Below are 26,228 nucleotides of genomic sequence, written 5' to 3' on the forward strand. Positions count from 1 at the left end.
AGTGTATTAAACATCATAAGAATGCTTTCTGAATTACAAAAAAAACTAGATTATGTCAATGCTTACAGAGAAAACCGTCTAAAAGTAGCGCAGGATATTTTAGAAAATCCTCTGCTTTTTAGCGAACTCATTTCAATATGTTTTTCACCAGAAGACAAAAACAATCATAAAGCATGCTGGATTCTAGAATTTGTCTCTTATGAAGAATTGCTTTGGCTACAACCACATCTTGATTTTTTCTGTTCCAATTTGAAAGTTTTAAAAGACGAAAGTTCACTACGTCCAGTTGCAAAAGTCGTTCAGCTTCTGGTAAAATCACACTATAAAAAAGGTGAAAACTGCATTAAACTTTCAGAAGAAAACCTGCAGGATTGTATTGAAGCTTCTTTTGACTGGTTAATTACAGATGTTAAAGTGGCTACAAAAGCATACTCTATTCGAACTCTATATATTTTAGGCAATCATTACGATTGGATTCATCCCGAACTAAAAGTTATTATTGATAAAGATTTTGGAGATCATTCAGCCGCCTATAAAGCCGTTGCCAAAGAAGTTTTGAAGAAAATGAAATAAGTTTTTAGCCACAGATTAAATGAATTAAAATGATTTTTTTAGTTTGCCACGACCCGAGCGATAGCGAACAGGCGAAGCAATTTCACCAAGTACACTAATTTATTCTGGTAGAAAAAATCCTAAAAATCTTTTTAATCCTTGGCTGAAAAAAATTCGAGCAATTCGTGTAATTCGTGGCAGAAAAAAAAATATTACGTACATTTGTAAAAACTTTACGTATCATGAATACTAAACTCACATTATCGCTAGAAAAAGAAGTTATCGAACAGGCAAAATCGTATGCAAAAAAAACTGGCAGAAGTTTATCTGAACTTGTCGAAAGTTATTTTAAGAATCTAACTGAAAAAGAACAAACATACGATGACATTCATCCTAAAGTAAAAAAACTTATTGGAATTGTTACTTTGCCAGATGATTTTGATGAAGAAAAAGTAAAAGAGGAGCATTATAGAGAAAAATATGGTCTATGAAAAACGTATTTATAGATACAAATATTTTAATGGATATTTTTGCAAACAGACAACCTTTTGTCCATAATTCTTTAAAAATTTACACTTTAGGAGTTGACAAAAAAATTCAGCTTTTTTCAACTTCAAACACTATTATTACATTGCATTATCTTTTGAAAAGGCTAATTCCTGAAGAAAAGATAAGAATGGCATTAGACGAGATTATACAAAACATAGAAATAATTCCGGTTGACGCGACGATTATAAAGAAAAGTTTAAAATCTAATCATAAAGATTTTGAAGATGCTATTCAGATTATTTCAGCTCAATCAATCCATAATATGGATTGCATTGTAACGAGAGATTTGAAAGACTTTAAATTTTCTGAAATTAATGTATTCACACCAGATGAATTTTTAACCAAAATAAACAACAATTAACTAAGTGAATTTCACAAATTCAAACAACACACAATGAATTACTTTTCTTCTGATTTTAAATTAGGAATATTAGGCGGCGGACAATTGGGCAAAATGCTTTTGTTCGACACCCGCAAATTTGACATACAGACATACGTTCTCGATCCAAGTGACGAAGCGCCAAGCAAAATCGCCTGCAACAAATTCTTCAAAGGCGATTTAATGGATTATGAAACGGTTTATAATTTCGGAAAACAGGTTGATGTTTTGACTTTCGAAATCGAATTGGTTAATCTTGAAGCTTTAACCCAATTAGAAAATGAAGGCGTAAAAGTATATCCATCTCCAAAAACTTTAAAAGGAATTCAGAATAAAGGTGTTCAAAAACAATTTTATGCTGAAAATGATATTCCAACAGCATCTTTCTTGAGATTCGACAGTCCGGAACAATTGATAAAATCGGTTGGAAATAACGAAATCACAATTCCGTTTGTATGGAAATGCACCGAATTTGGTTACGACGGAAATGGTGTCAAAGTAATTCGACAAACTTCTGATTTGGATAATCTTCCAAATGTAGAATGTATTGCCGAAACTATGGTTCCGTTCAAAAATGAATTGGCTGTGATTGTGTGCAGAAATCCATCTGGAGAAATTAAAACGTATCCTGTTGTAGAAATGGAATTCCATCCAGAAGCCAATCAGGTAGAATACGTAATCTGCCCAGCAAGAATCGACGAAAAAGTAGCAGAAAAAGCAAGAGCAATTGCGCTGAATGTTTCAGAAAAATTCAATCACGTTGGACTTTTAGCAGTAGAAATGTTCCAAACCAATGAAGATGAAATTTTAGTGAATGAAGTAGCGCCGCGTCCGCACAACTCTGGACATTATTCAATTGAAGCAAGTTACACTTCACAATTCGAAAATCATTTGCGTGCCATTTTAAATCTTCCGTTAGGAAACACCGACAGTAAAGTGGCTGGAGTTATGGTAAACTTAGTTGGAGCCGAAGGACATTCTGGAAATGTAGTTTACGAAAACATCGAAACCATTTTAGGTTGGAACGGTGTTACGCCACATATTTATGGTAAAAAAGAAACACGCCCGTTTAGAAAAATGGGGCACGTGACCATCGTAAATGAAAATATGATCGAAGCGAGACGAATTGCTGAAGAAGTTAAGAATACTATTAAAGTGATCAGTGGTCAGTAAATTTTAGTGGTTAGTTTTTAATCGCGCTTTACAGTTTAAAATACATTTTATTTTTTAATTAGCTTGTAAAAATTCAATAAATGAAAATTTCAAAATTACATATCGATTCGTTTAGGCATTTAGAAAATCTGGAATTTGATTTTACTTATCAAAGTGGTGAACGTAAAGGGGAACCTTTGGATAAAATATGTTTTATTGGACAAAGTGCTACTGGGAAAACTAGTTTATTGGAGTTGATCAATAAAGATATTAATGGGTTTTTCAAAACAGAATTAGATGATGTTGGCGATATATGGATTAGGTCGCATAAATTCGATTCTAATTTTAAATTAATAAATAACAATCAATCATTTGAATATGACAATGGAGTAATTTCAAAAAACGATAAATCTCTTTCATTCTCAAAAAAATCGGCAAGTTTCATCCAATACCTCTTTGAAAAAACAGATCGTATTTTTCATATAACTTCTGATATTTTATCAAATCAAAATATAAAACTTTTTGAAGAAGAAACAGTATTGTTGATTGAAAGATTTAAGACATTAAGTAAAGAGCGTGAATTAGAAAATGAATATTCAAGATTAACATTTGATCATCAAGTAGAAGAAGAAGTTTGGATTTCATTATTAAAACAAAATGTTAAGTATTTACAAGATTTTTTGCAATTTGCAACAGAACTTATAAATAGTGGAAGTGTATTAGATAATTCTTCTCAAAAAAAAGTCGATGACTGGAAATCAAAAAACAGTAACCCTTTGACTGATTTCTCTGAGAAATTCGATGTTATTTTAAATAAAGTTCAACTTGAAGTTGATTTAGTGAATACTAAAAATATCATACCATTAAAACATAAAATAACGGGAGAAAATATTCCAATAAAGAATATAAGTACTGGAACAAAACAGCTTTTATTGACAGCCTTTCCTCTATTTAAATTAGAAACGAATAATTCAATAATTTTAATTGACGAACCTGAAAGATCTTTATATCCTGACATGCAAATGGATTTAATGGATTATTATAAAAATCTTGCTCCAGAAGCACAATTTATTGTTTCTACACATTCGCCTTTTATTGCTGCTTCATTCGAACCTGATGAACGTTTTATTTTATATTTTGATGAAGAAGGAAAAGTAGCTGTTCGAAGAGGAACTTCTCCAATTGGCGATGATCCAAATGATATGTTATATAATGATTTTGGAATCGATTATATAAACAAATATGGTAAAAAAGTATACAATGAATATCTTGAGAAAAGAAGACAATTGCTATTTGAAGAAAATGAAGAAGTAAAGAAAAAACTTCAAGATGAAATTGAATCTATTGGAGATAAGTATAATTTTTAGGAAATGAAAAGAGTTCAAAAACTTCCGACTTCTTTGATTATTTCTGGAAATTTAATATATAAATCAGGTGGAAATAATTCTAAATTAGGTATACTTCTTCTAAAAGAGCAAAAAGGATTTTGTGCATACACAGAACACTTTATAGGTTTTGACGATGCAAATGATATTGAGCATTTTAATCCTAATCTGAAAGATCAATTAGGAGATACTTATTACAACTGGTATAAAGTTAAACATCTTCCCAATCAAAGAAAAACTACTAAGTGGATTGAGCCAATATTACTGCCTTACTCCGAAGATTTTGAAACTAGAGTTATTTATAATGAAGGAGAATATTTTGCACAACCCAATGATGAGGAAGCAAACAACCTGATTATTCTTTTAGATTTAAATAATCAAAAAAGAGTTGAAGACAGAAAAAACTACATAAAGCGAAGAAGAGAATCTATAAACGATAGAAAACTTCAAACTGAAATAGAGATAAAACAATATTTTCAAGATAAAATTGATAACGAAATCAATTCAATCTGTTACTTAAGAGCAATTCAAGAAGAATTCAAAATTGATATTTGGAACATGATTCCAGAATTACAATAAACAAACATATTTCAGCAACAGCGCTCAACTTGAAACCTGAAACCTGAAACAAAAATAAACAACAAAAAAAATGAGCAAAGTAGCCGTTATCATGGGAAGCATCTCAGACATGCCAGTTATGCAGGATGCAATTGACATGTTGAAACAATTTAATATAGAAGTAGAAGTCGATATCGTTTCGGCACACAGAACGCCAGAGAAATTAGTAGATTTCAGTAAAAATGCACATACACGCGGAATTTCGGTAATTGTTGCCGGTGCAGGCGGTGCAGCGCATTTACCAGGAATGGTAGCTTCAATGTCTCCACTTCCAGTAATTGGAGTTCCAGTAAAATCTAGCAATTCTATTGATGGTTGGGATTCTGTCTTATCTATTCTTCAAATGCCGGGCGGCGTTCCAGTTGCAACTGTTGCTTTAAACGGAGCAAAAAATGCGGGAATTTTAGCGGCACAAATCATCGGAAGTTCTGATAAAACCGTTTTAGATGCTATTATTGCTTATAAAGAAGAATTGAAAGCGGCGGTTAATAAAGCTGCTGAAGGATTAAAAAAATAAAAGTTAATTTCACAGAGATTCACAAAGCAAACACAAAGCTTCGCAAAGGTTAATTTAAAAAACTTTGCGAAGCTCTGTGCCTTCTTAGCGAAACTTTGCGTAACACAACAACACTATGAGCGTATTAACACAATATTTCAACACCAAACATAACACAGCGCCTTTTTCGCAAATCAAAATCGAAGATTACGTTCCTGCTTTTCAGGAAGGAATTAAATTGGCCAAAGCTGAAATCGATGCGATTGTAAATAATCCAGACGCGCCGACTTTTGAAAACACCATTGTTGCAATGGATTTTTCGGGCGATGTTTTGGATCGTCTTTCTAGTATTTTCTTCAACTTGAATTCGGCTGAAACGAATGACGAAATGCAGAAAATTGCTCAGGAAGTTTCGCCTTGGCTTTCTGAACTTGGAAATGACATTCGTTTGAATGCCGAATTGTTTGCAAAAGTAAAAGCGGTTTACGATCAAAAAGAAAATTTGAACCTCAACGCTGAGCAAACTACTTTATTAGATAAAAAATATAAAAGCTTTTCAAGAAACGGAGCTAATCTTCCAGAAGACAAAAAAAGCCAGCTTAGAGAAATTGACAAAGAATTATCAAAACTGAGTTTGCAATTTGGCGAGAATGTTTTGGCAGAAACTAACAACTTCGAATTGCATCTAACAGATGAAAAAGACCTTTCAGGTTTACCAGAAGGAACAATCGAAGCTGCCAGATTATTAGCCAAAAACCAAGACAAAGAAGGCTGGATTTTTACTTTAGATCATCCCAGTTATATTCCGTTTTTAACATATGCAGATAATCGTGAATTGCGTAAAAAAATGGCAATTGCTTTTGGCGCAAAAGGTTTTCAGAAAAATGAATTCAACAACGAAGAAAACGTTCTGAAAATTGCAAAACTGCGTCACCAAAGAGCGAATCTTTTAGGTTATAAAACACACGCACATTTTGTTTTGGAAGAAAGAATGGCAGAAAGTCCAGAGAAAGTTTTTTCTTTTCTGAATGATTTATTAGAAAAAGCAAAACCTGCCGCTCAAAAAGAATTTGCTGAATTAACCGCTTTCGCGAAAGAACTAGACGGAATCGATCAATTGGAAAAATGGGACGGTGCGTATTATTCTGAGAAATTAAAACAGCAGCTTTTTAATTTAGACGATGAAAAACTAAAACCTTATTTTCAATTAGAAAAAGTTTTAGACGGCGCTTTTACGGTTGCTAAAAAATTATACGGTTTAACTTTTACGGAAGTTTTTGATATTGACAAATACCACGAGGAAGTTACAACTTACGAAGTTCGTGATGCTGATGATAAATTAGTTTCGATTTTCTACGCCGATTTCTTTCCAAGAAAAGGAAAAAGAAATGGCGCCTGGATGACTTCATTCAAATCACAATACGTAAAAGATGGCGTGAATGAAAGACCACATATTTCGAATGTCTGCAACTTTACTAAACCAACCGAAACAAAACCTTCATTATTAACTTTTAATGAAGTAACGACTTTATTCCACGAATTTGGACACGGTTTACACGGAATGTTAGCTGACACGGTTTACCCAAGTTTATCCGGAACTTCTGTTTACTGGGATTTTGTAGAATTGCCAAGTCAGATTATGGAAAACTGGTGTTACGAACCGGAAGCTTTGGCTTTGTTTGCGAATCATTATGAAACGGGAGAAATCATTCCGATTGAATATGTGCAGAAAATTAAAGAAAGTGCGAGTTTCCAAGAAGGTTTGGCTACTTTGCGTCAGTTAAGTTTTGGATTGTTAGATATGGCGTGGCACGGACAAGATCCCACAAACATTACCGATCTTAAAATTTTCGAAACAGAACAATTTGCGAACACGCAATTGTATCCAGACGTAAAAGAAAATGCAATGAGTACAGCATTTTCTCATATTTTCCAAGGCGGCTATTCTTCTGGATATTACAGCTACAAATGGGCAGAAGTTTTGGATGCTGATGCTTTCGAATTTTTCCAAGAAAAAGGAATCTTCAACGAAGAAGTCGCGAAAAAATTCAAAGACAATGTGCTTTCAAAAGGAGGAACAGAACATCCGATGACTTTGTATAAACGTTTTAGAGGTCAGGAACCAAAACCTGAGGCGTTGTTGAAGAGAGCGGGATTATTATAAAGCTCCTAAGATACTAAGTCTCTAAGTTGCTAAGCTTCTTTGAGATTCAAATACTAGAACCGAAGTTTTACGCTTCGGTTTTTTTATTGTATTTTGTCAAAAGTAAATTTAGCTATCTTCGCATTTTAAATCTTAATCTTACAAAATAAGCCGTGAAAAAATATTTCAAAATCTTTCTTTACCTCGCCATTATCGGAATAATTACAATCCTTTCTGTAAACTATCACATCACCTCATCAACTAAAAAATACATTCATTATTCGATAAAGAAATTCCCAAAGAATGATGTCGGAATTATTTTTGGCGCAGGAATTAACGGAGATCAGCCTAGTAAATATTTAAAAGATCGTCTTGACGCAGGAATCATGCTTTGGAAAGCAAAACGTATCAATAAAATTTTACTTTCGGGAGATAACGGTCGTGAAGAATATGATGAATTAACCGTGATGAAAAATTACTGTTACAGAAATGGTGTTGACACCACAAAAATCTTTATCGATTATGCTGGATTTGACACGTACTCTACAATGTACCGCGCAAAACATATTTTCAAAATCAGAAAAGCAACTTTAATTTCGCAGGAATATCATTTAAATCGAGCAATTTACATTGGAAGAAGTCTGGGAATAAAATCGGCGGGATATTCTGCCAACAGAGGAGAATATTTAGGTTATAAATATGTAACATTTAGAGAATATCTTTCTAGATTTAAATCATTTCTGGATGTTCTTAGAAATCGCGAACCTCATTTTCTAGGCGGAGAAATTAATATTAATGGAGAGTCGAATTATTCTAAAGACGATAAAAGATAAAAAAAAGTCCGAAAATTTATGAACACAATTGAAAAACTACATCTAATTGAAAGTGTTTGGAGAAATTATATTTGGGAATATGACTTTTTTAGAGAAAAATTAAATTTTGACGATGAATCAAAAACAAATTATGTTGGTGTAATATTTGGTTATTTTCATGACACATTACCAATTATAACTAATTATCTTAATGACAAATCTCCCTCTTCATTAAATAATGATTTTTTAAATTCAATTGGACTCCTACAAGTAATTTATTTACAGCAAGATTTAGTAATCGAATTAAACAAATCATTTGGCTTTAGCCATGATATAACATCAAATACAAATAGAGAATTAAGAAATGAATTAATTGGTCACCCTATTAGTAGATTTCAAAATAGGACTTTAAAATCCTTTTGCCTTTTTGGATATGAAACTTCAAGAAATAAAATTGTATATTTAAAATATGCCCAAAATAATAATTTTAAGTTTCAAGCAAAAGAATACCAAACAAATGAAATAATTGAAAATCATATAAAACTTTTAGATAAAAATTTCGAATTAATTTTAAACAAAATAAAAAGACTTTTTACTGAATTTAAAAAACAGCTTAATTTAATTCTCGAAAATATACACACTACAACATTTGAAATTTTAATTGAAGAAATAAGTAAAAACTTTAATTTTTATTTCAAATCTGATATTGTATTCAGCCGAGAAAATATACTAAAAACATATAATTTAAAAGACAAAGCATTGAGATACAATTATAACTTAAAGTTATTTTTAAGCAATCTTAAATGCAGTTTGATTGAAAATATAAATACTATAAATAAAACATATCTTAGAAAAAAAGAAAATGTTATTGAATATAAATATATAGATTTACCAAGTAATTATACGTTTGGAAAACTATATAGCAATCATCCTATTTTTGGAATTAACTACTTTAAAGAAAGATTTTCATTCGATAAAGAAATCATAATAGAACTAGAAAATATGGAAAATAATATCGGCAATGATTTTCAATACTATTGTTCTTATAATTATTTACAACATTTAATAAATGAAAAGCATCCCTCGTTCTTTAATGAATGATTCCACCTATTACAGTAAAAATATTTATTCCTTATTTCAAGCCCATTAAGATTGTCGAAAAAAAGAATAGAATTTTAAACAATTCTGCAAGATTTCTATTCTTTTTAAAAGATAAAAACATCCGATTCTTTATTCCTTCTCTAAAACTCGTTTAGCCAGTTTTCCAACAGTTAGTCCCTGTACCACAATTGAGAATAAAACGACGATATACGTTATTTCTAGCAATAAGTTTTTGTATTCACTTTCTGGCATCGAAAGTACTAAAGCAATAGAAACTCCACCGCGAATTCCTCCCCAAACCAAAACCATTAAAGAACCTTTGTTGTAAGCCGATCTAATTCCGAAGAACTTGAAAATGTCGAAGAATTTCCATGGTAAAACTATAGAGGTAAGTCGTGAAAACAGTACTATAAAAATAGCCACAAAACCTGTTAATAATTGTTTGTTCAAGTCTGGAAGCAATAACAATTCGAAACCAATAAAAAGGAATAAAACAGCATTTAGAATCTCATCTATAAGTTCCCAGAATTTACCTAAGTAATCTTTTGTGACTTCACTCATCGCCACTTTTTTGCCATAATTTCCGATAATTAATCCAGAAACTACCATTGCAAGCGGACTCGAAACGTGCAAACTTTGAGCTACTAAGAACCCTCCTGTTACAATAGAAAGCGTTATTAAAACTGAAACTTTATAATCGTCAATTTTCTTCATAACCTTAGAAGCTGTGAATCCAAAAACGGCTCCTAATAGAAGTCCGCCAATTCCTTCTTTTATAAACAACCAGGTAATCGAGCTAAAAGTTGCATCAAATGTCGGATCTGTTGCCATTTTTAAAACAACAGCAAACATTACTACCGCTACTCCATCATTAAACAAAGATTCGCCCACGATTTTAGTTTCGATTCTTTTAGGAACTTTAGCTTCTTTTAAAACTCCCAAAACCACAATTGGATCGGTTGGAGAAATTAATGTCCCGAAAACTAAGCAAAATATGTAGGGAATTTGAATTCCGAAAAGTGGCGCTATATAAAATAGAAGCATCGAAATAATTAAAGCAGAAAGCACGACACTTACCGTAGAATAAATCATAATCGGTACTTTTTGCTCTTTAAGATCAGCCATATTCACATGTAGTGCGCCTGCAAACAAAAGAAAGTTTAACATGGCGCCCATCAAGATTTCGTTGAAATCAAATTGTTTTATTAATTCAAAAAAATGTTTGGTGGTTGCCGGAAAATAAGAATCTCCCAAAAGACGAATTCCGACAGAAACAAGCATCGCAATAATCATAATTCCGATTGTTCCAGGAAGTTTTAAAAATCTTAAATTTAAATAGGCGAAGAAAGATGCTAATACAATAAGCACCGAAAAAGTGTAGTATAATTCCATAAAATGTGATTTTTACAAAAATAGCTGTATCATTATTTAATCAAAAATTTCGTGGGTTGAATTAACATAACTTTACAATTTGTTAAATATGTTTCAATTATTTTTGAAAGTTTAAAAACTTTTGCCTACATTTGAACTATGGAATTCAAAGAAGCAAAAAATAAATTCATTCAGACTTGGGGAGCTTTAGGTTCTCAATGGGGCATTAATAAAACCATGGCACAGATCCATGCTTTATTAATGGTCTCTAACGAAGCGGTTTCTATGGAAGACATTATGGAAGAATTACAAATTTCGCGAGGAAACGCAAGCATGAACCTTCGTGCCTTAATGGATTGGGGAATTGTTTACAAAGAGTTTAAAGCGGGAGAAAGAAAAGAGTTTTTTACAGCTGAAAAGGATTTAGACGAATTAGCCGTAAAAATTTCGAGAGAAAGAAGCAAAAGAGAAATTAAGCCTGCGCTTAAAATCTTAAAAGAGGTTTCGACAATTGAAGCCAAAGATTCTTCGGAAGAAAAACACTTTGTTGACCAGACTTCCAAACTGTATGATTTTGTTTTAAAAGCAGATAATGTTTTGGATAAAATGACAGAACTAAATGATAATTGGTTGGGAAAACTGGTTATAAAAATGATGAAGTAAAACTCAGAAGTAAAAAATTTTAATTCAAACTTTCAATTTTTTCTGAAAGTTCAAAATTTAAAAGCAATTGATATGAATTTTTTAAACGCAAAATGGAAAAATTTAGCCTTGTTCAATTATGAGGTTGATCGTGAAATTCTAGAAAAATATCTTCCCGCAGGAACTGAGATTGATATCTGGAATGGCAAATGTTATGTGAGTTTAGTCGGATTTCTTTTTAAAGAGACAAAAGTTTTAGGATTGAAAGTTCCTTTTCATATCAATTTTGAAGAAGTGAATCTGAGATTTTATGTGAAGCGTTTTGAAAATGGAGAATGGAAACGCGGCGTAGTTTTCATTAAAGAAATTGTTCCTAAAAAAGCAATCACTTTTATTGCGAATACTTTGTATCAGGAACATTATGAAACTCGAAAAATGAAACACGGAATCTTCGAAAATGAAAGCACAAATACTTTTGTCTATCAATGGAAAAACGGTAAAAAATGGAATACAATTCAGTTAGAAACTGAAAAAAATCCAATAGAAATTAAAGTTGATTCTGAAGCGGAATTCATCACTGAACATTATTTTGGATATACAAAAATCAGCGGTGAAACTACTTTTGAATATGAAGTTACACATCCGCGTTGGGAACAACTGGAAGTTCTAAATCATTATGTTGATATTGATTTTAGAAAAACATACGGAGACGATTTTGAATTTCTTCAAAACTTAAACCCAACTTCTGTTTTTTTTGCAAAAGGTTCTAAAATCGGAGTTAAGAATAAAAGGAAATTGCAAATAATGCCTGTTTTAGAAGAAATGAACTAAGCCATTTTTTAATCCAAAAAACCAAAAATTATGAAAACGCTCGAAAACCAAACTTTACTTTACGATCAAGATTGTCCGCTTTGCAATTTATACACAACAGGTTTTGTGAAAAGTGGAATGCTAGATCAAAACGGCAGAAAATCATATTGTGAATTATCTGCTGAAGAACAGAGTTTTGTAGATCTGAATCGCGCTCCAAACGAAATTGCTTTAGTCAACAACAAAACGAAAACGGTCATTTACGGAATCGATAGTTTGATAAAAGTGGTTGGATTTTCTTTTCCGTTGATTGAAAAAATTTCAAACCTAAAACCAATTCATTTCATCCTCAAAAAAATGTATTCTTTCGTTTCTTACAATCGAAAAGTAATTATTCCAGGAAATGTAAAAGAAGAAAACAAATTGCAATGCACGCCCGATTTCAATTATAAATATCGTTTTCTGTTTATTGGTTTTGCTTTGGTTGTGACTACTTTTATTTTATTCGGCTATTCTAATCTGATTCTGAATTTCCCAAAAAGCACTATTACGAGAGAATTTATTTTGGCTTTTGGGCAAATTGTTTTTCAAAGTCTGTTTCTTTTTAAATTGGACAAACAAATGATCATTAATTATACAGGAAATTTAATGACGGTTTCGTTGATGGGAAGTTTAATATTAAGTCCGATTTTAATTTTAAGCCTATTCATTAATCTTCCACAAATGATGATTTTAGGTTGGTTTGGCGTAACGGTTTTCATTATGTTTTTGGAACATTCTCGAAGAATTAAAATTTTAAAACTTCCATTTTACTTAACTTTCACTTGGATTCTTTATCGATTTATCGCTTTAATTCTGATTTTAAATTAAAAAAGTTTTGCCACAAATTACACGAATTTTCACGAATTAAAATTTAAAAAAAATTAGTGCAATTAGTGTAATTCGTGGCAAACAAAAAGCTATACAAAATGAGTAAACTTATCATAGCAGCCGGAACCGGATTTTTAGGGCAGGTTTTAGTAAATCATTTCAAAAATAGATTTAACGAAATTGTAATTCTTACACGCGGAAAATCTAAAACCGTTGACGGAATTAAATACGTAAACTGGAATGCCAAATATTTTTCTGTTTGGGAAAAAGAATTAGAAAATGCCGACGTTTTAATTAATCTTGTCGGAAAATCGGTTGACTGCCGTTACACCAAAAAGAACAAGCAAGAGATCTTATGGTCAAGAATTAAAAGTACCAAAATCTTGAACGAAGCGGTTTTAAAATGTCAAAATCCACCGAAGCATTGGCTGAATTCTTCTACGGCTACGATTTATCGTTTTTCATTAGACAAAGAAATGGATGAAATTGACGGCGAAATCGGGAATGATTTTTCTATAAATGTTGCTTTGTCTTGGGAAAAAGCATTTTTTAAAACCGAAACGCCAAAAACTTTAAAAACCGCTTTACGAACTTCTATTGTTTTAGGAAAAAACGGTGGGGCTTTGATTCCGCTAAAAACTTTGGCAAAAATTGGTTTTGGCGGAAAACAAGGAAATGGCAATCAATTTGTGAGCTGGATTCATGAAGAAGATTTTGCTCGTGCGGTTGATTTTATTATCGAAAAAGAATTGACTGGAAAAATTAATATTGTTTCTCCAAAACCTATTCGAAATGCGGCTTTTATGCAAAAGCTAAGAAAAGCAGTTGATTTTCCGTTTGGAATTCCTTTAAGTAAAACGCTTTTAGAAATTGGTTCTTTTTTTATTCGAACGGAAACTGAATTGGTTTTGAAAAGTAGAAACGTAGTTCCGAAACGTCTTTTGGATAGTGGATTTATGTTCAAATATGAAAATATTGACGAGGCTTTTCGAGATTTATTGTAATATTTCAATACGTTTCCCACGATTGAAATCGTGGGCTATGTTTTTAAATTCTAATTTTTTCTTATTTCAGCATAGCCCACGGTTTCAACCGTGGGGACACAATCAAAATCCGCAGCGATTTGTCATTTCGACGAAGGAGACCCGAGCGATAGCGAACAGGCGAAGCAAATCGCACTAGAAATTCCGTTCTGAATGTCGCCAATCTTTGTCGATTTACGAGTGTGATTTGCTTCGCCTGTTCGCTATCGCTCGGGTCTCCTTCGTCGAAATGACAAGATTGTGCAAAAACTTTGTCAAAGTTCCAAACTTTGACAAAGTCAAACCTCAACAATTATGACTATAATTAACTTAACAACAAAAATAAAAGCGCCAATAGAAACCGTATTTGACGCCTCAAGAAATATTGATGTTCATCAGCAATCTGCCAGTAAGTCAAAAGAAAAAGCAATTGCGGGAATAACTTCGGGTTTAATTAATTTGGATGAAATGGTAACTTGGCGCGGCAAACATTTCGGATTTTATTTACAGCACAAAAGCCGAATTACTGCGATGAATTTTTACGATTATTTTGTTGACGAAATGGAAGAAGGTCATTTTAAATCTTTCAAACATGAACATTTTTTTGAAGAAGAAAATGGGTTTACAATTATGAAAGACCAATTGCAATATGAAACTCCGTTTGGAATTTGTGGCAGGTTATTTGATATTTTCTTTTTGAAAAAGCACTTAGTTTATTTTCTTCTGGAAAGAAATACGATTTTGAAAAAGGTCTCTGAGAATCAGAATTAAAATAAATTTCTTACTTTTAAAGTATCATGAATTTAAAATGATATAATTAAACCTTTTAAAAATATACTTATGAAATTAAAATTCTTATTATCAGCACTTCTTTTTTCAATTTCGTTCATCGGATTTTCTCAAAGCAATTGTACGACTTTAAAAGGTTGCGAAAGAAAATTATGCGAATTGAACACAAAATTGGCTGCGGCTAAAAAAGCAGGAAATCAAAATCAGATTAAAGGAGTTGAAGATGCTATTGCGCAGACGAAGAAAAATTGCACGACTAAATCTGTAAATAAAGATCTTGACAAGAAAGTAAAAGAGAAACAGCAGAAAGTTAATGAAAGAACAGCCGATTTGAATGAAGCTATTAAAGACAATGAAAGCAAAGAAAAGATCGACAAAAAAAGAAAGAAACTAAATGAAGCAAAAGCTGATTTGAATAAGGCTTTGGCGGAACAGAAAACGAAATGATTTTTTACCTCTCGCAGATTTAGCGGATTTGGCAGAATTAAAATATATTATTAATTGCCTCCAGCTTTAGCTGGAGGTATGAAAAGTATTCCATTTTGGCTTTAGCCTAACTAATTAAGTTGGGCTAAAGCCAAGATTTTTTTGTCTTATATTATTCCACCAGCTAAAGCTGGAGGCAATTGATTTATTTCTCTTGAAAATGAATTTTCTCGTTTCACGTTTGCGTGAGGGATAGTAGCAATCCGCCGCAGCGGAGCGGATAGCCCGACCGCGATCTGGTAAGCGGGCGAATAAGCGCAAAGAATGTTTGCCCGCTTACCAGATCGGGGGCACGCCCAAAATAAATTTACTCTTAAAAATAAACAATCATCAACCACCAGAAAATTGGCACGGCTTCTACCCAAAAAGAAGTATAATATTTGGATCTGTTTGGGTTGGCAAAAGCGATAAATAGCATTAGGGTTATGACCATAATCAAATTGATAATGGCATCGTGATAATTGAATGTTGAAATAAAAACTTCTAAAAACCAAAACGGAACAAGAAGTGCAAAGCCTAAATATTTTGTTTTTTGAACGCCAATTGTCTGCGGAACGGTTTGCAAATGCGGATCGTCATTGGCGAGGTCTAAAATTTCGAAAACCAAAATAAGTACAAAAACTAAAACAAAACGCTGCAGGCATTTGATAAAGAAATCTGCTGTAAACGGAATTTCGGCATTTATAAAAGGTAAAACCAAAGTAGCGCCAACCCAACAGATGGCAACAATGTAGATTTTTACTCCAGCCCAGTTTCGGGCATTTCTTCTGTTCGGAAAAAAAGGTAAGGTATAAAGTGCGGTTATGGCAAAGATTCCGAACGAAACAATTTGGGTGATTCGCTTTAATTGAAAAAAATAATAGCCGACTAAAATCACCGAAATAAAACTCAAAACAGCGATAATTTTGAGCTGTGTTCCGATTGGATTTTTCTTCACTCGAACTAGGGCATCATATTTTACGAAATTATATCCTACAATTGTTCCGAAAAAAACAAAAAGTGCCATCGGCTCATCATATTGAATATGAAATACATGGAAAGTAATATGCACCAAAGCGAAACACGACAAAGCCACGTGAATACTGCTGTTTAAATAAAAATTTAATATCTGTTTTAAAAGTTTCATAGCTCAAATCTAATCAATTAGTAACAAATCAACTCTTTAGTTATAAAATTGATAAAAATTGAAGTTAAAAATACCTATTAAATTATTAATAATACTTAATTTTGCGCCACAAAAAAACAACACATTTACTTTGAAATGTTATTTGCCCCACAAAACTGAGGCTGATGGCATTGACTAAAAAATTTAGATAGCTACAAATGAGAACAGATGCTTTTGCTTTAAGACACATTGGCCCAAGAGAAACCGATCTTCCATTTATGTTGAAGACTATTGGAGTTGACTCTATTGAACAACTGGTTTATGAAACACTTCCAGATGATATTCGTCTAAAAGCACCTTTGAATTTAGAACCTGCCATGACAGAATTCGAATATGCAAATCATATTCGCGACTTAGGAAAGAAAAATAGAACATTTAAATCATACATTGGTTTAGGGTATCACCCAACTATTGTTCCGGCTCCAATTCAAAGAAATATTTTTGAAAACCCAGGATGGTATACAGCTTACACTCCTTATCAGGCAGAAATTGCTCAAGGTCGTTTAGAAGCTATTTTAAATTTCCAAACTACGGTTATCGAATTAACGGGAATGGAAATCGCAAACGCTTCTTTATTGGATGAAGGAACTGCAGCTGCTGAAGCTATGGCGTTATTATTTGACGTTCGTACTCGTGACCAAAAGAAAAATAATACACACAAATTCTTCGTTTCTGAAGAAATTTTACCACAAACTTTATCTGTACTTCAAACGCGTTCAACTCCAATCGGAATTGAATTGGTTGTTGGAAACCACGAAAACTTTGATTTTTCTACAGAGTTTTTCGGAGCAATTTTACAATATCCGGGAAAATACGGTCAGGTAAACGATTACAGTGCTTTTGTTGCTAAAGCAAAAGAAAACGAAATCAAAGTTGCCTTTGCTGCTGATATTTTATCATTGGCGACATTAACTTCTCCAGGAGAAATGGGAGCTGCAGTTGTTGTTGGAACTACACAGCGTTTTGGTGTACCAATGGGTTACGGTGGTCCTCACGCTGCATATTTCGCAACTAAAGATGAGTACAAACGTTCTATGCCGGGTCGTATCATCGGAGTTTCGATTGATGTGAACGGAAATCGTGCTTTACGTATGGCTTTAGGAACTCGCGAACAGCACATTAAACGTGAAAAAGCGACCTCAAACATTTGTACTGCTCAGGTTTTATTGGCTGTTATGGCCGGAATGTACGCAGTTTACCACGGACCAAAAGGTTTGAAATATATTGCAAACAAAGTTCACGCATCTGCAGTTACTGCTGCGGAAGCTTTAAATAAATTAGGAGTTTACCAAACTAACACGGCTTACTTTGATACTATTTTAGTAAAAGCAGATGCTCAAAAAGTAAAAGCTGTTGCAGAAAAAAACAAAGTAAACTTCTTCTATCCTGATGCTGATAGTGTTTCGATTTCATTTAACGAAACAACTGCAGTTGCAGACATCAATGAAATCATTTCGATTTTTGCTGAGGCTTTAGGAAAAGAAACTTTTACCGTTTCTGAATTAAGCGCAGCAAGTCAATTGCCAGCTTCTTTAGAAAGAACATCTTCTTTCTTAACGCATGATGTTTTCAACAATCATCATTCAGAAAGTCAGTTAATGCGTTACATCAAAAAATTAGAGCGTAAAGATTTATCATTGAATCACTCAATGATTTCATTAGGTTCTTGTACAATGAAATTAAACGCAGCTTCAGAAATGTTGCCTTTATCTATGCCAAACTGGAACAGCATTCACCCGTTTGCACCAGTTGATCAAGTTGAAGGTTACCTTACAATGCTTAAAAAATTAGAGCAACAGTTAAATGTAATTACTGGTTTTGCAGGAACAACTTTACAGCCAAACTCTGGAGCTCAAGGAGAATATGCTGGTTTAATGGCGATTCGCGCTTACCACATGTCTAGAAACGAAGGTCACCGTAATGTATGTTTGATTCCATCATCTGCTCACGGAACAAATCCTGCTTCTGCAGCGATGGCTGGAATGAAAATCATCGTTACAAAAACGACTCCAGAAGGAAATATTGACGTAGAAGATTTAAGAGAAAAAGCAATTGAACACAAAGATGATTTATCTTGTTTGATGGTAACATATCCTTCTACTCACGGAGTTTTCGAATCTTCAATTAATGAAATCACAAAATTAATCCACGATAACGGCGGATTAGTTTATATGGACGGTGCAAACATGAACGCACAAGTTGGATTAACAAATCCTGCTACAATTGGTGCTGACGTTTGTCACTTAAACTTACACAAAACTTTCGCTATTCCTCACGGTGGTGGTGGACCTGGAGTTGGACCAATTTGTGTGAACGAAAAATTAGTTCCGTTCTTGCCAACAAACCCAATCTTAAATGTTGGTGGCGAGCAGGCAATTACTGCTATTTCATCTGCACCTTACGGTTCTGCTTTAGTTTGTTTAATTTCTTACGGTTACATCACGATGATGGGTGCTGAAGGATTAAAAAGTGCTACTGAGCATGCAATCTTAAACGCTAACTATATGAAAGCGCGTTTCGAAGGTCACTACCCTATTCTTTACACAGGAGAATGCGGAAGAGCGGCGCACGAAATGATTTTAGATTGCCGCGCATTCAAAGAAAACGGAATCGAAGTTGGTGATATCGCAAAACGTTTAATGGATTACGGTTTCCACGCTCCAACAGTTTCTTTCCCAGTTGCTGGAACTTTAATGATCGAGCCTACAGAATCTGAAGATTTAGCAGAATTAGATCGTTTTTGTGATGCATTAATTTCTATCAGAAAAGAGATTGAAGCAGCAACTGCTGATGATAAAAACAACGTATTGAAAAATGCTCCGCATACTTTAGCCATGTTAACTACTGATAACTGGGATTTCCCTTATACAAGAGAAAAAGCAGCTTACCCATTAGATTACATCGCTGAAAATAAATTCTGGCCATCTGTTCGTCGTGTAGATGACGCTTACGGAGACAGAAATTTAGTTTGCAGCTGTGCTCCTATTGAGGCTTACATGGAAAGCTAAAAATTAGTTTTCTCTAAATATTTAGAACCCGACAGATTTTAAAACCTGTCGGGTTTTGTTTTTAATTTTGTTTCAGGTTTCAAGTTTCAAGTTCTGGTGCGGAGTTAAACCTGACAGGTTTAATTGCGCAAAAAAATCCATCTTCAAAATTCCAAATTCCAAATTCCAAATTCCACAATCTAAAATCTAAAATCTAAAATCTAAAATCTAAAATCTAAAATAATCTGGGCGTGCCCCCGTTATAGTAAGTGGGCAAAAATACTTTGCGCTTATTAGCCCACTTACTATAACGCGGTCGGGCTATCCGCGCTACTTCGGTAGCATGCTCCTATCCCTCACGCGATCAAAACAATAAAGAAGATTCCGATATATTAAAACATAACTTTTTGTTAGACTTTTGTGAAATTACATCTCTAAAATAAAAATAACCGTAAAAATATTTTGTTCTACAGGTTTCCTTCAATCGTTTGAAATCTAGGAAAAATTAAAAAATCATTAGAAGAAACACAATATATCCTGCAAAAATTTGTTATTTCATAATTATATGCATGCATACTATTTTTTATGATAGTTATCATAATATTATTTATACATTAGCGCTAAATTTATCGGATAAACTGGGAATAATGAAAATTAAAATAATTGGAACAGGAAGTTACATTCCAACTAAATCAGTCAGCAATACTGACTTTGGCGATCATGTTTTTTTAAATGAAGATGGATCTCCTTTTGCTTACCCGAATGAAGTTGTAATCAAAAAATTTAAAGGAATTACGGGAATCGAAAACCGTCGTTATGCAGAAGATCAATATAATGCTTCCGATTTGGCTTTTTTTGCTGCCGAAAAAGCAATAGAAAATGCGAACATCGATAAAGAAACTTTAGACTATATTATTTTTGCTCACAATTTTGGTGATGTTAAAACTGGAACCAATCAAACTGATATACTTCCAAGTTTAGCAACGAGAGTTAAAAATAAATTAGCTATAAAAAACCCAAAATGTGTGGCCTATGATATTCTTTTTGGATGTCCAGGTTGGATTGAAGGGGTTCTACAGGCAAATGCTTTCATAAAATCAGGAATGGCAAATAGAGTTTTAGTTATTGGAGCCGAAACTTTATCAAGAGTGGTAGACGACCACGATCGCGACTCTATGATTTATTCTGACGGTGCCGGAGCTTCTGTTTTGGAACTTTCTAAAGACGAAGCAGGTTTACTTTCTTACGAAAGCGCCACTTTTGCTAACGAAGAAGCTAATTTCCTTTTCTTCGGAAAATCATATAATCCAGATTTAGATCCAGATATTAAGTACATTAAAATGTACGGCCGTAAAATTTATGAGTTTGCATTAAGCCAAGTTCCTTGCGCCATGAAAAGCTGTCTTGATAAAAGCGGAATCGGAATCGATGAAGTGAAAAAGATTCTTATTCATCAGGCTAACGAAAAAATGGACGAAGCTATTATTGAACGTTTCTACAAACTCTACGATAAAACTGCGCCTAAAGATATTATGCCAATGAGTATTCATGATTTAGGAAACAGCAGCGTAGCAACCGTACCAACTCTTTTCGATTTAATATTAAAAGGAGAAATAGAAAATCACGAAATCAATAAAGGCGACGTTGTCATTTTTGCTTCAGTTGGAGCAGGAATGAATGTAAATGCTTTCGTTTATAGATACTAAAAAAAATCTCGCAAAGACGCGAAGGCGCAAAGTTTTTTAAACCATATAAGTAATGTAAGGTATTTTAAGTTTTTACTTAATTGAACTTATATAACTTATATGGTTTATTTTTTTATTAAAACTTTGCGACTTCGCTCCCGATAGCTATCGGGATTGCGAGATTACCTTTAAAAAACTTAGCAAAACTTATATATTCAATTCTATTTAAAAAACGCAAAACAGCAGATAACTTTGTATATTTGCGCCTTGTTGTTAAAAAGCACATATAATGTACGAAAAAACATTTCCGAATAAAAGATTCAAACTTACCTTAGAGTTTTTACAAAAGCACGTTAGCATATCAGAAACCATTTTTGATTTTGGTGTCCCAAATCCATTTTCTAAAATAATGGAAGAAAATGGGTATACCGTAAAAAATACAAAAGGCGAAGATTTAGACAACGATCAAACCGCTTTACAAACAGAAGATTATACCGTTTTTACTGCATTTGAAATTTTCGAACATTTACTAAATCCGTATACTATTTTACAGAATGTAAAATGTGATAAATTGCTAATTTCAATTCCGTTGCGCTTATGGTTTTCACCAGCATATCGCTCAAAAACAGACATGTGGGACAGACATTACCACGAGTTTGAAGACTGGCAGTTGGATTGGCTTCTTGAAAAAACTGGCTGGAAAATAACCGACCGTATTCAATTTACCCATCCAGTAAAAAAGTTTGGATTGAGACCTTTATTAAGATACTTCACTCCGAGATATTATCTTGTTGTTGCGGAAAAAATAAAAGCCTAAAGGCAAATTCCAATATTTAAATTCCAAATTCCAATTGAATTGTATTTAATTGGAATTTGGAATTTTAAGAAATTGGGATTTATTCTCAAGAATTGGAATTTGGAATTTTTAAAAATTTGGAATTTAATATGAAATATTACATCGTCATTCCCGCTCACAACGAAGAAAACCTTATTGGCTTGACTTTAGAGTCTTTGGTTTCGCAAACCGTTCTGCCTTCAAAAATTGTGGTGGTAAATGACAATTCGACTGATAAAACTGAAGATGTGGTTTTAGGTTTTGCAAAAGACAATCCTTATATTTCTGTTGTAAACAAAACTTCAGATGCTATCCATCTTCCTGGAAGCAAAGTAATTCAAGCATTTCAGAAAGGGTTTGAAACTTTGGATTCTAATTATGATATTATTGTAAAAATAGACGGCGATTTAATTTTTCCGCCAAATTATTTCGAAACCATTATCAAACATTTCGAATCAGATTCGAGAGTTGGAATGGCTGGCGGATTTTGCTACATCGAAAAAAATGGTGATTGGATTTTAGAAAACCTTACCGATAAAGATCATATTCGCGGTGCTCTAAAAGCTTACCGAAAAGAAACTTTTCAGCAAATTGGCGGTTTACGTCCTGCAATGGGTTGGGACACGGTTGACGAATTACTTTGTAAATATTACGACTGGAAAATTGTTACCGATGAATCTTTACATGTAAAACACTTAAAACCAACTGGCGCCAACTACAACAAAACAGCTCGTTACAAACAAGGCGAAGCTTTTTATACTTTAGGTTACGGTTTTTGGATCACAGCGATTGCCTCTGCAAAATTGGCAATGATGAAGAAAAAACCCTTTTTATTTTTAGATTATATTAGAGGGTTTTGGAAAGCAAAAAATGCCAAAACACCTTTATTAGTTACCTCAGAACAAGCTAAATTTATTAGAAATTACCGTTTGAAAAAAATCAAGGAAAAGATTTTCTAATCTTAAAAAAATTAAAAAACTGCCGACCGAAACGGTAAACTGTAAACTAATCCTTAATTTAGCAAATATTTCAAAACTTATGATGCTAATTCGTTATTTATCCCAAATAGGAAAATATTTTTTAATGCTGAAAGAAATTTTCAATAAACAGACTAAATGGCCTGTTATGAAAAATTTAATTTTCAAAGAAATTGATGACTTAATTATTGACTCACTTGGAATTGTCTGCTTTATCTCTTTCTTCATCGGAGGGGTTGTAGCCATTCAAACAGCCCTAAACTTAACAAACCCTTTAATCCCTAAATATTTAATTGGTTTTGCTACGCGTCAATCTGTAGTTTTGGAGTTTGCCCCTACTTTTATTTCGGTAATTATGGCTGGAAAAATGGGATCTTACATTACGTCAAGTATTGGAACAATGCGTGTTACAGAACAGATCGATGCTTTAGAAGTTATGGGAGTTAACTCAGTAAACTATCTTGTTTTTCCAAAAATTATAGCTTTATTAATGTACCCTTTTGTAATTGGGATTAGTATGTTTTTAGGAATTTTTGGAGGATGGCTTGCTTGTGCTTACGGAGGATTTTCAACAGGAGCAGATTTTATTATGGGAGCTCAGAAAGATTTCATTCCCTTCCATATTACTTATGCCTTTATCAAAACCTTAATCTTTGCAATGTTATTGGCAACAATTCCGTCTTTTCACGGTTATTACATGAAAGGTGGCGCATTAGAAGTTGGTAAAGCAAGTACAACATCGTTTGTATGGACATCTGTAACTATCATTCTTCTAAATTATATATTAACTCAATTATTATTAGGATAATGATAGAAGTAAAAAATATAGAAAAATCATTTGGCGACAGTAAAGTTTTAAAGGGCGTTTCGACCGTTTTTGAAACTGGAAAAACCAATTTGATTATCGGACAAAGTGGATCTGGAAAAACGGTTTTATTAAAAACGTTGTTAGGAATTCACACCCCAGACGCAGGAACAATTGAATTTGACGGAAGAGTTTATTCTGATTTAGATAAAGATGAAAAACGTGACTTGAGAACTGAAATCGGAATGGTATTTCAGGGAAGTGCTTTGTTTGACTCGATGACTGTTGAAGAAAATGTGGCTTTCCCGTTAAAAATGTTTACTAATAACAATAAGGCACAAATTAAAGAACGTGTTGATTTTGTTTTAGAAAGAGTAAATCTAATTGATGCGCATAAAAAATTACCTTCTGAAATTTCGGGAGGGATGCAGAAACGTGTGGCTATTGCCCGCGCGATTGTAAATAATCCGAAGTATTTGTTTTGCGATGAGCCAAACTCTGGTCTTGACCCGAACACTTCTACTTTGATTGACAACCTTATTCAGGAAATTACGAGAGAATATAATATTACAACTGTGATCAATACTCACGATATGAACTCCGTAATGGAAATTGGAGAAAATATTGTTTTCTTAAAGAAAGGATTAAAAGCTTGGCAAGGAACTAAAGAGGAAATCTTTACAACCGAGAATGAGGCAGTAGTTAAATTTGTTTATTCTTCAAACCTTTTCAAGAAAGTGAGAGAAGCTTATTTGAAAGGTTAAAAGGTTTTTAAAATTTCAATAAAAAAAATCCAAATTCCAACTTTTACAATTGGGATTTGGATTTTTACTTTTAAATATTTATCCCAATTTTTGGAATTTGGGATTTTAAAATTGAAATTTCTAATTTTTAATTAGCTCCACTTCCGCATTCGGATTAAAGAGATAGGTTTTCCCTGAGCTTAATTCGATGCATTCGAAACGTTTGGTACGAACGGCTAGTTTCTTAAAAATCTTTCCGTTTTTGATTCTAAAAACACTTCCGTACGGAATTTCGAAAACATAACTCTTATCGTTTTCTTTATCATATTGTTTTAAAGCCAAAGATAAAGTCGTATCGGTATCACTGCTTGCCGATGGGTTTTTAAAATGCCTTGCCAGTAAAGGCAAAATTTGTCCAGGAAAAATTTCTGGACGAATAAACGGAACCATTAGTCGCTGAAAAGTAAATTTCCATTCATTTCCATGCGGTTTGATATTTCGCCCAAACTTTTCAAAAGCAACCAAATGTGCAATTTCATGAATCAGCGTGATTAAAAACCGATATTTATTTAAACTCGCATTAACGGTTATTTCATGCTTACCACTTGGCCCGCGCCTATAATCACCGTGACGCGTCTGACGCTCGTTTACAATTTTCAAATGCACCTGATTGGCCACTATCAAATCAAAAACGGGCTTGACTGCATGTTCGGGAATGTATTTAGCTAGAGTTTCGCTCAAAATAATTATAAGTTATGAATTATGAGTTATGAGTTTGTTTTTGGACGTAATTATAATACTTCTAATTATTTTCATCACTTCGTTGCATTGTTTATGAATGGAATCAAATTCTGTTTTCGAAATATAATCTGTTTCTTTTAATAGTTCAAGCCAATACATTGACTCATCACATTCTTTTTGAGAAATAGACAATTTATGGATAAAATCGGCTTTACTTTGCGCATTTATTGCTTCACGAACATTTGCACCGATTGATGTAACAGAACGTAAAAATTGTTTACTCATTACGAATTCTTTTCTTTCCGCAACTAACCATTTATAAAAATTAACTCCTCTTACAGCTAATTCAAAACTTTTAGTTTTCACAATACTATCACTCATAATTCATAACTCATAATTCATAATTAAGGATTCGTTGAAGAAACTTCAAGCACTTTTCCGTTAAAATATTTATTTCCGTTAAGCGTAAAATCATAAATATAAGTTGCCATTCCTTCAGCAGAAATTGGCGCTTGATAACCTGGGAAAGCTTCATTTAGCATTTCGGTTTGAACAGAACCTAAAGCTAGAACATTAAATGAAATACCTTTTTCTTTATATTCTTCAGCTAATAATTCTGTTAAAGTAATTACGGCTCCTTTGCTCGAACTGTATGCTGCTAATCCAGCAAACTTCAAACTTCCGCGTACACCGCCAATAGAACTGATCGTAACAACATGGCTTCCTTTTTCTAAATACGGAATACAGATGCGAGTTAAATTCGCAACTGCGAAAACATTCACTTTATAAATACTTTCAAAATCTGCCTGAGTTGTTTCTGCAAAAGGTTTTAAAAGTAAAGCCCCAGCATTATGAACCACAGCATCTACTTTTTTCCAAGTTGAAGAAAGAAAATTTTCAACCTGATCTAAAGCCGTTTCATCTGCCAAATCAACAGACAGACAAGTTATATTTTGATGCTCTAAAAGCGTTTGTGGTATTTTTCTCGAAATGGCTAAAACCTGATTTCCTGCATTTGCAAACTGCAAAGCCAATTCATAACCAATTCCTCTACTCGTTCCGGTAACAATAATATTTTTCATGTCGCAAAAATAATCAAATGCTGTAAAACAG

Annotated in this window: 27 protein-coding genes; 22 read left to right on the forward strand and 5 right to left on the reverse strand. The window is 33.1% G+C overall.

Features of this window, described 5'->3' with window-relative positions; translation table 11 throughout:
* Positions 1-21: 21 nt before the first annotated feature.
* The 10 genes from Q9Q97_RS14465 (at position 22) to Q9Q97_RS14510 (ending at position 9,187) form a co-directional block, all read left to right on the forward strand.
* Positions 22-573 carry a hypothetical protein gene (locus tag Q9Q97_RS14465; RefSeq protein WP_306158296.1) on the forward strand — a complete coding sequence of 184 codons (552 nt, stop codon included), beginning with the start codon at positions 22-24 and terminating at the stop codon, positions 571-573.
* Between the two features lie 221 nt (positions 574-794).
* On the forward strand, positions 795-1,043 hold the full coding sequence (locus Q9Q97_RS14470) for a DUF6364 family protein (RefSeq protein WP_306158298.1): 249 nt from the start codon (positions 795-797) through the stop codon (positions 1,041-1,043).
* The gene (locus tag Q9Q97_RS14475) at positions 1,040-1,462 is read left to right on the forward strand and encodes a PIN domain-containing protein (RefSeq protein ID WP_306158300.1); all 423 of its coding nucleotides are present in this window, start codon (positions 1,040-1,042) and stop codon (positions 1,460-1,462) included. Before Q9Q97_RS14470 ends, Q9Q97_RS14475 begins: the two co-directional genes overlap by 4 nt.
* 33 nt (positions 1,463-1,495) lie before the next feature.
* Positions 1,496-2,653 carry a 5-(carboxyamino)imidazole ribonucleotide synthase gene (locus Q9Q97_RS14480; protein WP_306158302.1) on the forward strand — a complete coding sequence of 386 codons (1,158 nt, stop codon included), beginning with the start codon at positions 1,496-1,498 and terminating at the stop codon, positions 2,651-2,653.
* Between the two features lie 80 nt (positions 2,654-2,733).
* Entirely contained in the window at positions 2,734-3,999 is a 1,266-nt protein-coding gene (locus Q9Q97_RS14485) for an AAA family ATPase (RefSeq protein ID WP_306158304.1), read from the forward strand.
* A 3-nt stretch (positions 4,000-4,002) separates the two neighbouring features.
* Positions 4,003-4,596 carry a hypothetical protein gene (locus Q9Q97_RS14490; protein WP_306158305.1) on the forward strand — a complete coding sequence of 198 codons (594 nt, stop codon included), beginning with the start codon at positions 4,003-4,005 and terminating at the stop codon, positions 4,594-4,596.
* A 70-nt stretch (positions 4,597-4,666) separates the two neighbouring features.
* A complete protein-coding gene (gene purE, locus Q9Q97_RS14495; RefSeq protein ID WP_125722292.1) occupies positions 4,667-5,152 on the forward strand; it encodes a 5-(carboxyamino)imidazole ribonucleotide mutase in 486 nt (161 codons plus the stop codon).
* Positions 5,153-5,267: 115 nt separating this feature from the next.
* Positions 5,268-7,295, forward strand: coding sequence for a M3 family metallopeptidase (locus tag Q9Q97_RS14500; protein ID WP_306158308.1), 2,028 nt, complete (start codon positions 5,268-5,270; stop codon positions 7,293-7,295).
* Positions 7,296-7,447: 152 nt separating this feature from the next.
* Positions 7,448-8,107: a vancomycin high temperature exclusion protein gene (locus Q9Q97_RS14505; protein WP_306158310.1), complete on the forward strand. Its 660-nt coding sequence runs from the start codon at positions 7,448-7,450 to the stop codon at positions 8,105-8,107.
* 18 nt (positions 8,108-8,125) lie between these two features.
* Positions 8,126-9,187, forward strand: coding sequence for a hypothetical protein (locus Q9Q97_RS14510; RefSeq protein ID WP_306158311.1), 1,062 nt, complete (start codon positions 8,126-8,128; stop codon positions 9,185-9,187).
* Positions 9,188-9,316: 129 nt separating this feature from the next.
* Here the strand turns inward: Q9Q97_RS14510 and Q9Q97_RS14515 are convergent, their stop codons facing one another.
* Complete coding sequence (locus Q9Q97_RS14515) at positions 9,317-10,579, reverse strand: sodium:proton antiporter (protein WP_306158313.1); 1,263 nt, start codon at positions 10,577-10,579, stop codon at positions 9,317-9,319.
* Positions 10,580-10,717: 138 nt separating this feature from the next.
* Here Q9Q97_RS14515 and Q9Q97_RS14520 point away from each other — a divergent pair, with 138 nt between their 5' ends.
* The 6 genes from Q9Q97_RS14520 to Q9Q97_RS14545 all read left to right on the forward strand — a co-directional run bounded on the left by Q9Q97_RS14520 (position 10,718) and on the right by Q9Q97_RS14545 (position 15,138).
* Complete coding sequence (locus tag Q9Q97_RS14520) at positions 10,718-11,221, forward strand: GbsR/MarR family transcriptional regulator (RefSeq protein WP_306158315.1); 504 nt, start codon at positions 10,718-10,720, stop codon at positions 11,219-11,221.
* A gap of 72 nt (positions 11,222-11,293) precedes the next feature.
* Positions 11,294-12,031, forward strand: coding sequence for a YqjF family protein (locus tag Q9Q97_RS14525; RefSeq protein ID WP_306158316.1), 738 nt, complete (start codon positions 11,294-11,296; stop codon positions 12,029-12,031).
* A gap of 30 nt (positions 12,032-12,061) precedes the next feature.
* Entirely contained in the window at positions 12,062-12,880 is an 819-nt protein-coding gene (locus tag Q9Q97_RS14530) for a hypothetical protein (RefSeq protein WP_306158318.1), read from the forward strand.
* 98 nt (positions 12,881-12,978) lie between these two features.
* The gene (locus tag Q9Q97_RS14535) at positions 12,979-13,884 is read left to right on the forward strand and encodes a TIGR01777 family oxidoreductase (RefSeq protein ID WP_306158320.1); all 906 of its coding nucleotides are present in this window, start codon (positions 12,979-12,981) and stop codon (positions 13,882-13,884) included.
* Positions 13,885-14,217: 333 nt separating this feature from the next.
* The gene (locus Q9Q97_RS14540; RefSeq protein WP_306158322.1) at positions 14,218-14,673 is read left to right on the forward strand and encodes an SRPBCC family protein; all 456 of its coding nucleotides are present in this window, start codon (positions 14,218-14,220) and stop codon (positions 14,671-14,673) included.
* A 69-nt stretch (positions 14,674-14,742) separates the two neighbouring features.
* Complete coding sequence (locus Q9Q97_RS14545) at positions 14,743-15,138, forward strand: DUF1090 family protein (RefSeq protein WP_306158324.1); 396 nt, start codon at positions 14,743-14,745, stop codon at positions 15,136-15,138.
* Between the two features lie 352 nt (positions 15,139-15,490).
* Here Q9Q97_RS14545 and Q9Q97_RS14550 read toward each other — a convergent pair whose 3' ends face one another.
* Positions 15,491-16,303 (reverse strand): hypothetical protein, encoded by an 813-nt coding sequence (locus Q9Q97_RS14550; protein ID WP_306158326.1) that lies wholly within the window; start codon positions 16,301-16,303, stop codon positions 15,491-15,493.
* Between the two features lie 197 nt (positions 16,304-16,500).
* Here Q9Q97_RS14550 and gcvP point away from each other — a divergent pair, with 197 nt between their 5' ends.
* From gcvP to Q9Q97_RS14580, 6 genes are all read left to right on the forward strand, one after another.
* Entirely contained in the window at positions 16,501-19,350 is a 2,850-nt protein-coding gene (gcvP, locus tag Q9Q97_RS14555; protein WP_306158328.1) for an aminomethyl-transferring glycine dehydrogenase, read from the forward strand.
* Between the two features lie 626 nt (positions 19,351-19,976).
* Positions 19,977-21,035: a 3-oxoacyl-ACP synthase III family protein gene (locus tag Q9Q97_RS14560; RefSeq protein ID WP_306158330.1), complete on the forward strand. Its 1,059-nt coding sequence runs from the start codon at positions 19,977-19,979 to the stop codon at positions 21,033-21,035.
* A 268-nt stretch (positions 21,036-21,303) separates the two neighbouring features.
* Entirely contained in the window at positions 21,304-21,831 is a 528-nt protein-coding gene (locus tag Q9Q97_RS14565; RefSeq protein WP_306158333.1) for a methyltransferase, read from the forward strand.
* A 128-nt stretch (positions 21,832-21,959) separates the two neighbouring features.
* On the forward strand, positions 21,960-22,808 hold the full coding sequence (locus Q9Q97_RS14570) for a glycosyltransferase family 2 protein (protein WP_306158335.1): 849 nt from the start codon (positions 21,960-21,962) through the stop codon (positions 22,806-22,808).
* Between the two features lie 79 nt (positions 22,809-22,887).
* On the forward strand, positions 22,888-23,634 hold the full coding sequence (locus tag Q9Q97_RS14575) for an ABC transporter permease (RefSeq protein ID WP_012022541.1): 747 nt from the start codon (positions 22,888-22,890) through the stop codon (positions 23,632-23,634).
* The gene (locus Q9Q97_RS14580) at positions 23,634-24,395 is read left to right on the forward strand and encodes an ABC transporter ATP-binding protein (protein ID WP_306158338.1); all 762 of its coding nucleotides are present in this window, start codon (positions 23,634-23,636) and stop codon (positions 24,393-24,395) included. Before Q9Q97_RS14575 ends, Q9Q97_RS14580 begins: the two co-directional genes overlap by 1 nt.
* Before the next feature lie 120 nt (positions 24,396-24,515).
* Here the strand turns inward: Q9Q97_RS14580 and Q9Q97_RS14585 are convergent, their stop codons facing one another.
* The 3 genes from Q9Q97_RS14585 to Q9Q97_RS14595 are packed head-to-tail and all read right to left on the reverse strand — an operon-like array spanning position 24,516 to position 26,197.
* A complete protein-coding gene (locus Q9Q97_RS14585) occupies positions 24,516-25,115 on the reverse strand; it encodes a SprT-like domain-containing protein (RefSeq protein ID WP_306158340.1) in 600 nt (199 codons plus the stop codon).
* A gap of 12 nt (positions 25,116-25,127) precedes the next feature.
* Complete coding sequence (locus tag Q9Q97_RS14590) at positions 25,128-25,496, reverse strand: four helix bundle protein (protein ID WP_306158342.1); 369 nt, start codon at positions 25,494-25,496, stop codon at positions 25,128-25,130.
* 23 nt (positions 25,497-25,519) lie between these two features.
* A complete protein-coding gene (locus Q9Q97_RS14595; RefSeq protein ID WP_306158343.1) occupies positions 25,520-26,197 on the reverse strand; it encodes an SDR family oxidoreductase in 678 nt (225 codons plus the stop codon).
* Between the last annotated feature and the right edge of the window lie 31 nt (positions 26,198-26,228).

It is taken from the genome of Flavobacterium sp. DG2-3 (assembly GCF_030730925.1).
GTDB lineage: Bacteria > Bacteroidota > Bacteroidia > Flavobacteriales > Flavobacteriaceae > Flavobacterium.

Excerpts from the sequence above, each read along its gene's own strand:
- Q9Q97_RS14565 (WP_306158333.1), top strand. The coding sequence starts at position 21,304 with ATGTACGAAAAAACATTTCCGAATAAAAGATTCAAACTTACCTTAGAG.
- Q9Q97_RS14595 (WP_306158343.1), bottom strand. The coding sequence starts at position 26,197 with ATGAAAAATATTATTGTTACCGGAACGAGTAGAGGAATTGGTTATGAA.
- Q9Q97_RS14575 (WP_012022541.1), top strand. The coding sequence starts at position 22,888 with ATGATGCTAATTCGTTATTTATCCCAAATAGGAAAATATTTTTTAATG.
- Q9Q97_RS14515 (WP_306158313.1), bottom strand. The coding sequence starts at position 10,579 with ATGGAATTATACTACACTTTTTCGGTGCTTATTGTATTAGCATCTTTC.
- Q9Q97_RS14520 (WP_306158315.1), top strand. The coding sequence starts at position 10,718 with ATGGAATTCAAAGAAGCAAAAAATAAATTCATTCAGACTTGGGGAGCT.
- Q9Q97_RS14465 (WP_306158296.1), top strand. The coding sequence starts at position 22 with ATGCTTTCTGAATTACAAAAAAAACTAGATTATGTCAATGCTTACAGA.
- Q9Q97_RS14545 (WP_306158324.1), top strand. The coding sequence starts at position 14,743 with ATGAAATTAAAATTCTTATTATCAGCACTTCTTTTTTCAATTTCGTTC.
- Q9Q97_RS14540 (WP_306158322.1), top strand. The coding sequence starts at position 14,218 with ATGACTATAATTAACTTAACAACAAAAATAAAAGCGCCAATAGAAACC.
- Q9Q97_RS14530 (WP_306158318.1), top strand. The coding sequence starts at position 12,062 with ATGAAAACGCTCGAAAACCAAACTTTACTTTACGATCAAGATTGTCCG.
- Q9Q97_RS14570 (WP_306158335.1), top strand. The coding sequence starts at position 21,960 with ATGAAATATTACATCGTCATTCCCGCTCACAACGAAGAAAACCTTATT.
- Q9Q97_RS14525 (WP_306158316.1), top strand. The coding sequence starts at position 11,294 with ATGAATTTTTTAAACGCAAAATGGAAAAATTTAGCCTTGTTCAATTAT.
- Q9Q97_RS14580 (WP_306158338.1), top strand. The coding sequence starts at position 23,634 with ATGATAGAAGTAAAAAATATAGAAAAATCATTTGGCGACAGTAAAGTT.
- Q9Q97_RS14490 (WP_306158305.1), top strand. The coding sequence starts at position 4,003 with ATGAAAAGAGTTCAAAAACTTCCGACTTCTTTGATTATTTCTGGAAAT.
- Q9Q97_RS14500 (WP_306158308.1), top strand. The coding sequence starts at position 5,268 with ATGAGCGTATTAACACAATATTTCAACACCAAACATAACACAGCGCCT.
- Q9Q97_RS14480 (WP_306158302.1), top strand. The coding sequence starts at position 1,496 with ATGAATTACTTTTCTTCTGATTTTAAATTAGGAATATTAGGCGGCGGA.
- Q9Q97_RS14485 (WP_306158304.1), top strand. The coding sequence starts at position 2,734 with ATGAAAATTTCAAAATTACATATCGATTCGTTTAGGCATTTAGAAAAT.
- Q9Q97_RS14510 (WP_306158311.1), top strand. The coding sequence starts at position 8,126 with ATGAACACAATTGAAAAACTACATCTAATTGAAAGTGTTTGGAGAAAT.
- Q9Q97_RS14535 (WP_306158320.1), top strand. The coding sequence starts at position 12,979 with ATGAGTAAACTTATCATAGCAGCCGGAACCGGATTTTTAGGGCAGGTT.
- gcvP (WP_306158328.1), top strand. The coding sequence starts at position 16,501 with ATGAGAACAGATGCTTTTGCTTTAAGACACATTGGCCCAAGAGAAACC.
- Q9Q97_RS14475 (WP_306158300.1), top strand. The coding sequence starts at position 1,040 with ATGAAAAACGTATTTATAGATACAAATATTTTAATGGATATTTTTGCA.
- Q9Q97_RS14560 (WP_306158330.1), top strand. The coding sequence starts at position 19,977 with ATGAAAATTAAAATAATTGGAACAGGAAGTTACATTCCAACTAAATCA.
- Q9Q97_RS14470 (WP_306158298.1), top strand. The coding sequence starts at position 795 with ATGAATACTAAACTCACATTATCGCTAGAAAAAGAAGTTATCGAACAG.
- Q9Q97_RS14590 (WP_306158342.1), bottom strand. The coding sequence starts at position 25,496 with ATGAGTGATAGTATTGTGAAAACTAAAAGTTTTGAATTAGCTGTAAGA.
- Q9Q97_RS14550 (WP_306158326.1), bottom strand. The coding sequence starts at position 16,303 with ATGAAACTTTTAAAACAGATATTAAATTTTTATTTAAACAGCAGTATT.
- purE (WP_125722292.1), top strand. The coding sequence starts at position 4,667 with ATGAGCAAAGTAGCCGTTATCATGGGAAGCATCTCAGACATGCCAGTT.